Source organism: Haloechinothrix salitolerans (assembly GCF_042662605.1).
Taxonomy (GTDB): Bacteria; Actinomycetota; Actinomycetes; order Mycobacteriales; family Pseudonocardiaceae; genus Haloechinothrix_A; species Haloechinothrix_A salitolerans.
Map to the genome: position 1 here is coordinate 5,030,866 of NZ_JBHSXX010000001.1, position 11,883 is coordinate 5,042,748.

An 11,883-nucleotide genomic window follows, 5' to 3' on the forward strand; every position below is an offset into this window, starting at 1 on the left:
TAAACATCCGGGAAAACTACGGAAGACAATCCCGAGCTTGACTACGTACAATCTGTCCCTAAGTTGCGTGCTCGCGACGTTAACGACGATCTTGACGATTTTCCGGAGGTTGCATATGCACGTCCCATTCACCGTCTCGGACTTCATTGAGCGGGGTGAGACCGGCTTCTCCGACAGCGTTGCGGTGATCGACGAGCCGAATCAGCCCGGTGAACCCGTGGAACCAACCACCTTTGGTGGTTTGGCCAACCGAGTCCGTGCGTGGCAAGCAGGTTTCGACGGGCTCGGAATTGGAACCGGCGACCGGGTGGCCGTTGTCAGTCACAACTCCGCCCGGCTTCTCGAACTGATCCTCGCGGTTCCGGGCAGTGGCCGGATCTGCGTGCCGGTGAACTTCCGGCTCGGCCCCGAGGAGGTCGACTACATCGTCGGTCACAGCGGAGCCTCGGCGTTGCTGGTTGATCCAGAACTCGACGACTCTTTGGCTGCCGTTAATGCGCCACACAGGTTTGTGCTCGGCGAGCAGACCGAGACTCAGTTGATGCGGTTCGACGCAGAGCCGAAGCCGTGGCCATCACCCGACGAGAACGCGCCCGCGACGATCAACTACACCTCAGGAACCACTGCACGTCCGAAAGGTGTACAACTGACGCACCGCAACATCTGGGTCAATGCGGTCACGCTGGCCATGCATACACGGGCATGGGAGCGCGACGTCTACATGCACACGCTGCCGATGTTCCACTGCAACGGATGGGGCATGCCGTTCGGGCTCACTGGGCTAGGCACCAAGCAGATCGTGCTGCGGAAGGTCGACGGCATGGAGATCCTGCGCCGCGTCGAGCAGCACGGCGTGACTCTGATGTGCGGCGCGCCCGCTGTGTGGAATGCGGTTCTCGATGCCGCCAAGCAGTGGCAGGGCGAGATACCCGGTCGTGGGCGGGTCCGCATCGTCTGCGCTGGTGCCCCGCCACCCAGCACGACCATCGCAGGCATCCGCGACCAGCTGGGCTGGGAGTTCCTGCAGATCTACGGCCTCACCGAGACCTCGCCGCTGCTGACCATCAATCGGGCGCTCCCTGCCGACGACCAGCTGGATGCCGAGGAGCACGCGCGCAAGCTATCCCGCGCTGGCCTACCTGCGCTTGGTGTGCGGTTGAGGCTCTCCGACTCGGGCGAGGTTCTGGCCCGAGCGAACACAGTGATGTATGGATACTGGCGCAACCCGGACGCCACGGCCGACGCGCTGGACGGTGGCTGGTTCCACACCGGCGACGGCGGATCCATCGACAACGAGGGCCAGCTGACAATCTCCGATCGAAAGAAGGACATCATCATAACCGGTGGTGAGAACGTCTCCTCGATCGAAGTGGAAGATTGCATCTTCAGTCACTCCGCCGTCGCGCAGGTAGCGGTGATCGGGGTTCCCGACGAAAAGTGGGGCGAGACGATCAAGGCGCTCGTAGTTCGCGCGGACGGCACCGACGTAACCGAGAACCAGATCATCACGCACTGCAAGCAGCGCCTGGCGGGTTACAAGGCGCCGACATCGGTCGAGTTCCGGGAGTCGATTCCGCAGACGGCGACGGGAAAGATCCAAAAGTTCAAGCTCAGGGCGCCGTACTGGGACCGAACGCAGCACAAGGCCAATTGAGATCAATCGATCAGTCCAGCGTCACGGGCCACGTGGGTTAGGAGGCCACTGAATAATCGGCGTGTCGTCTGGGAATACGGCGCTGAGCTGGGATCCGAGTTCCGCAGTTGATGGGCACATGAGGCCCTTCTGATTCCCGAGTGGGCGGCCCCGCGTTTTCCGGACTGCTGAGTTTGCGTCCGTTATGCCGCGAGCTGCTCATTCAGGTAGTCTTTGCGGACTTCGTGCGGAGTCCTGAATGGATTCGCCGCCGATTGTAGTGCAATTCGATATAGCGGGCAATATCTTTCTTCGCCTCCTTTCGTGTGGGATACACCATATGATGAACGCGTTCGTTCTTCAGGCTGGCGAAGAACGACTCCGCGAGGGCATTATCCCAACATTATCCGGCTAATGATCGCGGTTTCCGCCAATTGGCCGGTTAACGTTTCAGGCTTTCGGGGTTATTCGGCGGAGTTGTTCTTCGTGGCGGCGGACTCGGGTGGCGAGGGCGTCGAGCGCGGTGCGGAGTGTGGCGATCTCGTCGGTGAGGCCGGTGAGGGTTCCGCTGGTGGCGGTGCAGTGGCGGTGTCCTCGATGACCGCGCGGAGCGTGGGATTGCGGTAGAGGGTGGTGCGGCCTATAGTCCGCTGGCAGCCAGACCGTCGTTACGACGTCGTCTTCTTCGAATTCTGGCTGTCCCACGTCCCAGCGGAGCGCTTCGCGTCTTTCTGGTCACTCGTGGCCGACTGCCTGGTATCGGACGAGCGGGTGCTCTTCGTCGACGACGCATACCGCACCACCGACGAACTCGGCCCACTCCGGGAACAGCCGCTTTGTCGCGCCGCTCCAGGGCGTTCGGGCAGGACAACGTCCTCGGCGATCAGCACCCGGAGCACCGTGGACTCGCCGACGCCGCCATACCGCTCGATTGTTGGCTGCCTGGCTGGCTACGAAATCGAGAACCGCTCCCCGATGATCAGCCGCCCTGCAGGCAACATCTGGTCGCGCCCGTTCCCATCCTTCGGTAATCCTGCCGGGGGCACTGATCCCAGGTCAGAGCATAAGACGATCACCGATGGCGGTGAGTGAACCGCCCAGGTTTGCCGGATGCGCACGGCCGACAGCGAGCGTGCCGCGCTTCTGACACGCATTATCCGCCAGAGCACGTCCTGCATTATGGACGCTGGCGTTCTCCACTCTTCTCGGCAACAAGGTGAGCCAGTTCCCCATGCAGCGCCGGTGGGGCCACCAGCAGCCCGTGGTTGTCCGTGCCGTCTCGGAGTCGGGTGATGGTCGCGCCTGCTTCGCGGGCGATGAGGGCTCCGGCTGCCCAGTCCCAGGGTGAGAGTTCGTCTTCGAGGAAGGCGTCGAGCCGACCCGCTGCGACGTCGCAGAGATCTCCGGCACACGTGCCGGTGCGGCGGACGTCTCGCACGCTGGGTAGCAGCCGAGCCAGCAGGTCGCCTTGGCGATGTCGTGACTCGCGCTGGTAGGAGAATCCGGTGCCGACCAGTGCCATCGCGGCGCTGACGTCGTCGTTGACTCGCAGTGGTTCGCCGTCGCGGTAGGCTCCGCCACCGCGCACCGCGCTGAAGGTCTCGTCGTGCAGCGGGTTGACCACGACGCCGACCAGGGCGCCGTCGCTGTCCTCGATCGCGATGCTGACTACCCACCCAACGCGTTGGTAGAGGTAGTTGACGGTGCCGTCGAGGGGGTCGATGACCCAGCGGAGGCCGCTCGTCCCAGCGACTCGGGTGCCTTCCTCGGCGAAGATCTCGTCTTCTGGTCGGATGGCGCTGATGGCGCCGACGACGAGTCGTTCGGCGGCGCGGTCGGCGTCGGTGACCGGATCGGTGGGGCTGGATTTCGTCGCGGCCTGCCGGATGCCTGGCTGGCGTTCGAGTAGCAGTCTGCCGGCGGCCTTCGCGGTGGTGATGGCGATGTCGGCGAGCGAGCTGACAAGTCCGGTCGGCGCGGGAGCGGAGGCCATCGTTATACCAGCCGGGCGCCGGTGGTGGGTGAGAACGCGTGCTCCTGGCCTGGCCGAACGCGCAGGTGAGCGGTGTCGCCGATGCGCGGTGGCACGGCTTGGCCGATGCGGGCGACGATGTCCGGTCCGTCGATCTCGCCAGTTCCGTCGATGCTGCCGTAGAGGTAGGTGTCGGCGCCTAGTTCCTCGACCAGCCGTACGGTGACTGGGAACCCCTCACCCGTTCCGACGAGGTCGATCGACTCCGGCCGAAAGCCGAGCAGCACGCTGTTGGTGTCCTCCGCGGCGATCTGGTCGAGAACGCCGCGCGGCAGCGGTATGGCGAACTCGCCGATGCGCGCCTGGCCGTGCGTGACAGGGAATTCGCGGATGTTCATCGCGGGTGAGCCGATAAATCCGGCCACAAAGGCGTTTGCGGGGTGCCGATAGAGCCCGAGTGGCGTGTCGCACTGCTGTAGCACGCCGTCCTTGAGTACGGCGACCCTGTCGCCCATGGTCATGGCTTCGACCTGGTCGTGGGTGACGTAGACGGTGGTGACGCCCAGCCGTCGTTGCAGCTCGGCGATCTGCGAGCGGGTGGACACCCGCAGTTTTGCGTCCAGGTTGGACAGTGGTTCGTCCATCAGGAACGCTTGCGGCTCACGCACGATCGCACGTCCCATGGCGACGCGCTGCCGTTGCCCGCCGGAGAGCGCTTTCGGCTTGCGATCCAGATAAGATTCCAGGTCGAGAATGCGGGCAGCCTCACGCACTCGTCGTACCCGCTCGTCCTTGCTGACCTTGGCCATCTCAAGCGCGAAGCCCATGTTCTGCGCGACGCTCATGTGCGGGTACAGCGCGTACGACTGGAACACCATCGCGACGTCACGCTTGCCCGGCGCGAGCTCGGTGACGTCGCGGTCACCGATGCGGATGGTGCCTTCGTCGACGTCTTCCAGCCCGGCGAGCATCCGCAGCGAGGTGGACTTGCCGCAGCCGGACGGTCCGACCAGGACCAGGAACTCGCCGTCGTCGATGTCGATGTCGAGTCCGTCCACGGCGGGGATGCCGGTTCCGGGGTAGATCCGGGTTGCCTGCTCGTAGCTGATGGTAGCCATCGCTTCTCCGTTTCGTGTCAGGCCGCCTGGCCGGGTCGGATCTGCAGCTTGCGCCCGGTTCCCGCGCGGAAGGCGTCCAGCGCGGCGGTGTAGTCGTCGAGGCCGAAGCTGTGGCTGATCATGGTCGCCGGGTCGATGGCGCCCGCGGCCAGCAGTTCCACGGCGCGGCCGTAGCTGTGCAGCACGGCCATGCTGCCGACGACGGTGATCTCGTCGTTGTAGACACGGAACGGTGAGAACGACGCCATCGCATCCGCGGGTGCGACGCCGAATACCTGGAAGGTGCCGCCGCGCCGCACCCGGCGCAGCCCGTCCTCGATGGCGGGCACCGCGCCGGTGCAGTCCACGACGACCTCCCAGCCCTGCGGCCGGTCGAACTCATCGGCGGCGGTGGCCACCTGATCGGCGCCGAGTTTCTCCGCGACGGCGAGCCGTTCCGTGTTGAGGTCGGTCATGCTGACACTGGCCGCGCCCGCGCCCTGCGCGAGCTGCGCCATCATCAGCCCCATCGTCCCCGCGCCGTAGATCAGGTAGTGCTCACCGATCCGGCCGGGCAGCAAGTCGAAGCCGTGCACCGCACACGACAGCGGCTCGATGAGCGCCGCGTGCTCCAGCGACACGGAGTCCGGCAGCCGGTAGCAGTTCGCGACTGGGGCCACGGCGTACCGCGCGCACGCACCCGCCGTCGTCACGCCGATGGCGTTCCACCGCTCGCACAGGTTGCCGCGTCCGATCGCACAGAAGTGGCATTCGCCGCAGAACAGCGACGGATCAACCGCCACCCTATCCCCTTCGGACAGTTCAGTCACCGCCGAGCCGAGCCCGACGACCGTGCCCGCGAACTCGTGACCGGGCACGATCGGATACGGCGTCGGCGCGAAATCGCCGTCGAGAATGTGGATGTCGGTGCCGCAGATCCCCACGGCCGCGACCTCGACCACCACGTCGCGCGGCTCTGGCGTCGGGTCGTCCACCGTGGTGACCGAGACCGAGCCCGGAGTGTCGATAACGGCTGCGCGCATCATTTCACCGCCCCAAGTGACAGGCCGCGGACAAGCCATTTCTGCGCGACCCAGCCGGCCAGGATCACCGGGAGCGCGGCCATGGTGGCTGCGGCGGACAACCGCGCCAGGAACAACCCCTCGCTGGTGACGAACCCGGTGAGGAACACCGGCACCGTCGCCGCGTTGGTAGCGGTCATGCTGACCGCGAAGAAGAACTCGTTCCACGCGAAGATGAAGCAGATCAGCGCGGTCGCCGCCAGCCCTGGCGCGATCATCGGCAGGATGATCCGCCGGATCTCAGTACCGAAGCTCGCACCGTCCACTCGGGCCGCTTCCAGCACCTCCTTCGGCAACTCCAACAGGAATGAGCGGATCATCCATACCGCGATCGGCAGGTTCATCACCGTGTAGATCAACGAGAGCATGGTGATGTTGTCGAGCATGCCGATGTCGTTGGCGATGATGTAGAGCGGCAGGATGATCGCGACCGGCGGCATCATCCGCGTGGAGATGAAAAAGAACAGCGAGTCCTTCCACCGCCCGACCGGCGCCAACGACAGCGCGTACGCCGCCGGGGTCGCCAGCAGGATCACCAGCACAGTCGAGCCGACCGTCGCCATCAGCGAGTTCAACAGATACGGCGTGAAGTTGCGGCCCAGGATCGCCTCGAACTGCTCGAGCGTTGGTGTGAACCACCACGTCGGCGGGTCGGTGGCCGCCTGCGCCTCCTGTTTGAACCCGGTCACGAACATCCACAGCACCGGGAAGAACATCACCACTGCCGCTACCCAGGCCAGCACGCCGGTCACCACCGAGCCGGGCTCGATCCGCCGGGACCGACGCTGAGCCCCTCCGGTTCTTCCGGCCGCCGGTACGTCGGCACGCGGGGGCGCCATCGCCGTCGCCATCATGTCTCCTCTTGGAACAAACTCGAGATCACCCGCAGCGCGAACGTGGCGATCACAATGGTGCCGATCACCACGATCACCCCCGCCGCGGCGGCCTCGCCGACCTCGAACGCGCGGAACGTCGTCTGGTAGATCGCGAACGGCAGGTTGGTGGTCGCCTGCCCCGGCCCACCCTGGGTGATCAGAAAGATCGGGTCGAAGGTCTGCACGATGAAGATCGAGCCAAGCAGGATGGCCAGCTCGATGAACCGCCGCAGGTGCGGCAGCGTGATCCGGCGGAACGTGTCCCACGGGCCAGCGCCGTCGACCTTCGCGGCCTCCAAGATCTCGGTGGACTGGCTCTGCAGCCCCGCCAACACGATCAACATCATGAACGGCGTCCACTGCCAGACCAGCATCAACACCAACGACGGCATCGGGAACGTGCTGACCCAGTCGACCTTGCCGATACCCACCACCGACAGCGCCCAGTTGAGCATGCCGAACAACGGATTGAACATCGCGTGCTTCCACAACAACGCCGCCGCTGCCGGCATCACCAAAAACGGTGTGATCAGCAGTGTCCGCACCACACCTCTGCCAAGGAACTTCTTGTCCAGCAACACCGCGAACGCGATCCCCAACGCCATCGACAACACAACCGTCGACGCCGTCAAGATCAACGTGTTGACCACGGCATTGCGGAAGTACTCGTCGCCGAGCACGGTGCCGTAGTTGGCGAGACCTGCGAACTCATCCGACTCCGGCCGCAGCAAGTTCCGCGACCGCAGGCTGTAGAACACAGTGCCGAGCAGCGGCACCTGCGTCAGCAGGATCGTCAGCACCAGCGCTGGCAGCAGCGGACCACGCAGCCGCCAGCGTTCTCGCGCAGTGGGTTTCGGGCGCGCCTCGCGACGGCCCCGGGGGGCCGCCGCAGGCAAGGTCGATGTCGTCATTCTTGGTAGCCGCCCTCCTGGGCGGTCTCCTCAGCCATGCGCTGCGCCTTCGCCAGCGCCTCATCCACCGACTGCTGACCAGCGATGGCGGCCGAGATCTCCTGCGACACCCGCGTCCCGAGATCCTGGAACTCCGGGATCGAGACGTACTGCACACCCGTCCACGGCTGCTCATGCAAACCAGGCTGGTTCACATCCACATTCTCGATCGCCTCGAGCGTCGGTTCCGCGAACGCCGAAGCCGCCGCTTGATATTCCGGGATCTCGTAGGTCGATGCCCGAGCACCCGGCGGAACGCGGGTCCAACCCAGCTCCTCGCCGACCAGCTTGTGGTACTCCTTCGACGTCGCCCAGGACACGAACTCCCACGCGGCGTCCTTCTGCTGCGACGTCTCCGGGATAGCCAACGACCACGCCCACAACCAGCCAGCGTGGTCGGTTCTCACCGTCGGAGCGGGCACATAGCCCATCTTCCCTGCGACCTTGCTCGTCTTCTCATCTTCCAACGAGGCGGCCGCGACCGTCGCATCGACCCACATCGCCGCATTACCCTGGCCCGTCGCGGTCAAACACTCCGAAAACCCGGCGTTCGGCGCACCACGCTCGCCGTAGTCACGCACCAGATCGACATAGAACTCAACAGCCCGCTTCGTCTCCGGCGAGGTGAGCTTGGCGTTCCAGCTCTCGTCGAACCACTGACCACCGAACGTCAGAATGACGGTGTTCAACGGTGCCAGCACCTCACCCCAGCCGGGCAGTCCACGCAGACAGATCCCAGCCACGTCGTTCTCCGGATCATGCAGCTTCTCGGCGAACTCCGCGACCTGCTGCCACGTCGGCTGGTCCGGCATCTCCAACCCAGCCTTCGCGAACAGATCCTTGCGATACATCAAAAACGACGACTCGCCGTAGAACGGCACCGCGTACAGACTGTCCTCGAACGACAGCGCATCCCGCACCGGCGGCAGCAAGTCATCGACGTCGTAGGCCGGGTCGCTGGCATACTCGTCCAGCGAGGTGAGCCAGCCATTCTCCGCCCAGATCGGCGTCTCGTACGTGCCGATGGTGACGATGTCGAACTGGCCGGACTCGGTGGCGATGTCCTGGGTGACCTTGTCCCGCAGCTCGTTCTCCGGCAGCGTCACGAAGCGGACGTCGATGTCGGGGTGCTGTTTCTCGAACTCCGACGTGAGCTTCTCGATGTCCTGCATCTGCGGGTTGGCGACGGTCGCGATGGTGACCGTGCCCGTGTCATCGCCACCACCAGCACCGGCACCCGAGCACGCCGCGGCGAACGTCGCGGCCGCCACGGAAGCGGCGAGCACGGTGCGCGAGCGGGACTTGGTTGTCATCAGGGCCTCCTCATCCTGGCGTTGCTCATCTGTGTGTACTCGTTCACACCTGAGCGTGAACCAAGTGAACGCTGTGACCCGTGACACCGTCAACGGGTCGTGCAATAATGAGCTTGTTTGCGCTCATATGAGCGGAAGGACGGTGATCAGGTGTCGACGCCGCGCAGGGACAGCGCGCTACGGCCCGCCGAGCTAATCCGGGCGGCAGGCGTGGCACGCCGCTACTACCTCGACGGAGCGTCCAAAGTAGACATCGCGGAGGAGTTCGGCATCAGCCGGTTCAAGGTGGCGCGAGTACTGGAGGACGCACGAGACGCCGGGCTGGTGCGGATCGACATCGCCGTGCCTGCCCAGATCGACGCGGAGCTGTCGGATGCGCTGCGGACGCGCTACGGGCTCACCGACGCCATCGTCGTCGCCAGCCCTGAGGGACATGCGGAGTCGGTGCGCCAGAGCGTCGGCAGGATCGCGGCCGACTACCTCACCGAGATCATCACCGAGGGCGACGTCATCGGGCTCGCCTGCTCGCGCACCCTCCAGGAGACAGTGTTCGCGCTGACCACTCTCCCCCGAATCACCGTCGTGCAGCTCACCGGCGTCCACCCCGGCGGCGTCAAGGAGAACTCGGTGGAACTGGTCCGCCGAGTCGCCAGCATCGCGCGGGGCCCGGCCTTCCCGATCTACGCGCCGCTGGTGCTCCCGGACGTCACCTCCGCCCGAGGGCTACTCACCCAGCCGCAAGTGGCCGACGCGATGCGGCGCTACCGCGACCTCACCAAGGCGATCGTCGCGATCGGATCGTGGGACCCACCGGAGTCGCTCGTTCGCGACTCACTCACCAAAGCGGAAGCCACCGCGCTCCGCGCGCGCGGCGTCCGCGCCGAGACCTGCGCACGACTCCTCGACGACGACGGTATGCCGGTGACCGACCTCGACGACCGCGTCATCGCGATCAGCGCCGAGCAGCTGCGCAAGGTCCCCGAGGTCATCGCCGTCGCCTGCGGTACCCGCAAAGCGCAGGCAATCCATGCCGTGCTCACGGCGGGTATCGTCACCGCACTCGTCACCGACACCGACGTGGCCCGCGAGCTGCTCACCTGAGATACCGACCGAGGAGACCACCGTGACCCTACGTACCGGGCCCCTGGTAGCAGGCATCGACAGCTCTACGCAGTCATGCAAGGTGGTCGTGGTCGACGCGGACACCGGCGCGGTCGTCCGGGAAGCGCGGGCGCCGCACCCCGACACCACCGAGGTCGACCCGCGGCGCTGGTGGGACGCCTGGACCGAAGCCAGCGCCGGGCTGCTCGACGACGTCCGCGCGCTCGCCGTCGCCGGTCAGCAGCACGGGCTCGTCGCGCTGGACGGCGACGGCGCGGTGGTCCGGCCCGCCCTGCTCTGGCACGACACCCGCTCGGCCGACGCCGCCTCCGACCTCGTCAGCGAGTTCGGCGGGCCCGCTGCCTGGGCGGACGCCGTGGGCAGCGTGCCCGTCGCCAGCTTCACGGTGACCAAGTTGCGCTGGGTCGCCGAGCATGAACCGGCTCTCGCAGCCCGAATCGAACGCGTGCTGCTCCCCCACGACTGGCTCACCTGGCGACTGCTCGGCGGCCGCGTCGAGCCGGTCACCGACGCGGGTGACGCCTCCGGAACCGGCTACTGGTCACCCGCCGAACACACGTATCGCGACGATGTCGTGTCGCTCGCGTTCGGTGCACCCCTGGCGCTGCCCCGGGTCGCAGCACCGTCCGAAGTGGTCGGCGAGCTCGATTCGAGGACGATCGTGGCGCCCGGCACCGGCGACAACATGGGCGCCGCACTCGGCCTCGGCGCCGGGCCAGGCGACGTGATCGTCTCCGTCGGCACCAGCGGCACCGTGTTCGCGGTTCATTCCGACTCGGTAGCGGATGCGAGCGGGACCGTCGCCGGGTTCGCCGACGCGACCGGACGGTTCCTGCCGCTCGTCTGCACCCTCAATGCGGCTCGGGTTCTTGGGGCCACCGCGCGCATGCTCGGCACCGACCTGGACGGCCTGGACCGGCTCGCCCTCGCGGCGAACCCCGGAGCCGACGGCCTCGTGCTGTTGCCCTACCTCGACGGCGAACGCACCCCGAACCTGCCGGACGCCGCCGGATCCCTGCACGGACTGCGCCGCGACACCATGACGCCGGAAAACGTCGCCAGAGCGGCGGTCGAAGGCATGCTCTGCGGACTCGCGGATGGCCTCGATGCCCTGCGTGCCCTCGAGGTCGACATCAACCGCATCCTGCTCGTCGGCGGCGGCGCCCGCTCAGCAGCCGTCAGAGAAGCCGCACCCACCGTCCTCGGCGCCCCGGTGACAGTGCCCGAGCCCGGCGAATACGTCGCGATCGGCGCCGCACGGCAAGCCGCCTGGGCGCTCGCGGGTACCCCAGAACCCCCGCACTGGCCACTGCGCGAGGCCACCATACTGACCGGTATCGACCGCTCTGTTGGTGACCACATACGCGATCGCTACGCCGCAACCCGCCACAGCATTTGACCCGCCTCAAGCCTCAAGGCGCCGAGTTGGTCGGCGAGATAGAGCGGTTCGAAAGCTCCTCGATCATCGGCCCGGCGAAAGTTCTCCTCTAGTTTCCCTCGCTGGAGAAGTCCTGACACGCGAAATGCACTCCCGCTCCACATAAAGCTGGGATCTTCGGCCAGGTGGGGAATTCACGAGGATTACGTGCCATCGAGCCCGCCCGAATCAGACGATCAGCACAAGGGGAAGGATCCCGCATGCGGATCATCCAATGCAACATGTGCCAGCTCGATCTTGCCATCGCCGACCCCGATTTTCCCGGCGGGTACAGCGTCACCGAACTGCTCAGCGGCCTTCAAAGCGATGGGGCTCGCATCGGTGGCGAGGATGGCAGCGAGGTGGATGCGTGCCCCAAGTGCGTTCACGGCGGGTAGCCCCTGCCTGGCAGACCTACCCGC

11 protein-coding genes and 1 pseudogene are annotated in these 11,883 nt (G+C 66.0%); 5 read left to right on the top strand and 7 right to left on the bottom strand.

The window, feature by feature from the left end; translation table 11 throughout:
- The first annotated feature begins 115 nt into the window (after positions 1–115).
- A complete protein-coding gene (locus ACFQGD_RS23880) occupies positions 116–1,654 on the top strand; it encodes an AMP-binding protein (RefSeq protein WP_345400277.1) in 1,539 nt (512 codons plus the stop codon).
- 202 nt (positions 1,655–1,856) lie between these two features.
- Here ACFQGD_RS23880 and ACFQGD_RS23885 read toward each other — a convergent pair.
- Positions 1,857–2,036, bottom strand: a pseudogene (locus ACFQGD_RS23885) (IS3 family transposase); the annotation flags it as partial.
- Positions 2,037–2,266: 230 nt separating this feature from the next.
- Between ACFQGD_RS23885 and ACFQGD_RS23890 the strand changes: the two are divergent.
- Positions 2,267–2,725, top strand: coding sequence for a hypothetical protein (locus ACFQGD_RS23890; protein WP_345400274.1), 459 nt, complete (start codon positions 2,267–2,269; stop codon positions 2,723–2,725).
- Between the two features lie 85 nt (positions 2,726–2,810).
- Here ACFQGD_RS23890 and ACFQGD_RS23895 read toward each other — a convergent pair whose 3' ends face one another.
- From ACFQGD_RS23895 to ACFQGD_RS23920, 6 genes are all read right to left on the bottom strand, one after another.
- The gene (locus ACFQGD_RS23895; protein WP_345400271.1) at positions 2,811–3,626 is read right to left on the bottom strand and encodes an inositol monophosphatase family protein; all 816 of its coding nucleotides are present in this window, start codon (positions 3,624–3,626) and stop codon (positions 2,811–2,813) included.
- A 2-nt stretch (positions 3,627–3,628) separates the two neighbouring features.
- Positions 3,629–4,723: an ABC transporter ATP-binding protein gene (locus ACFQGD_RS23900; protein WP_345400268.1), complete on the bottom strand. Its 1,095-nt coding sequence runs from the start codon at positions 4,721–4,723 to the stop codon at positions 3,629–3,631.
- A 17-nt stretch (positions 4,724–4,740) separates the two neighbouring features.
- Positions 4,741–5,745, bottom strand: coding sequence for a zinc-dependent alcohol dehydrogenase family protein (locus tag ACFQGD_RS23905; RefSeq protein WP_345400265.1), 1,005 nt, complete (start codon positions 5,743–5,745; stop codon positions 4,741–4,743).
- Positions 5,745–6,500, bottom strand: a complete 756-nt coding sequence (locus tag ACFQGD_RS23910; protein WP_345400304.1) for a carbohydrate ABC transporter permease — start codon at positions 6,498–6,500, stop codon at positions 5,745–5,747. Before ACFQGD_RS23910 ends, ACFQGD_RS23905 begins: the two co-directional genes overlap by 1 nt.
- A 134-nt stretch (positions 6,501–6,634) precedes the next feature.
- Positions 6,635–7,570 (bottom strand): carbohydrate ABC transporter permease, encoded by a 936-nt coding sequence (locus ACFQGD_RS23915; RefSeq protein ID WP_345400262.1) that lies wholly within the window; start codon positions 7,568–7,570, stop codon positions 6,635–6,637.
- Positions 7,567–8,922, bottom strand: a complete 1,356-nt coding sequence (locus tag ACFQGD_RS23920; RefSeq protein ID WP_345400259.1) for an ABC transporter substrate-binding protein — start codon at positions 8,920–8,922, stop codon at positions 7,567–7,569. Before ACFQGD_RS23920 ends, ACFQGD_RS23915 begins: the two co-directional genes overlap by 4 nt.
- Positions 8,923–9,039: 117 nt before the next feature.
- Between ACFQGD_RS23920 and ACFQGD_RS23925 the strand changes: the two genes are divergently transcribed.
- The 3 genes from ACFQGD_RS23925 to ACFQGD_RS23935 all read left to right on the top strand — a co-directional run bounded on the left by ACFQGD_RS23925 (position 9,040) and on the right by ACFQGD_RS23935 (position 11,859).
- The gene (locus tag ACFQGD_RS23925; protein ID WP_390221100.1) at positions 9,040–10,023 is read left to right on the top strand and encodes a sugar-binding transcriptional regulator; all 984 of its coding nucleotides are present in this window, start codon (positions 9,040–9,042) and stop codon (positions 10,021–10,023) included.
- A gap of 22 nt (positions 10,024–10,045) precedes the next feature.
- Positions 10,046–11,443 (top strand): xylulokinase, encoded by a 1,398-nt coding sequence (xylB, locus tag ACFQGD_RS23930; protein ID WP_345400253.1) that lies wholly within the window; start codon positions 10,046–10,048, stop codon positions 11,441–11,443.
- 239 nt (positions 11,444–11,682) lie between these two features.
- Entirely contained in the window at positions 11,683–11,859 is a 177-nt protein-coding gene (locus ACFQGD_RS23935) for a hypothetical protein (RefSeq protein WP_345400250.1), read from the top strand.
- Positions 11,860–11,883: the final 24 nt, after the last annotated feature.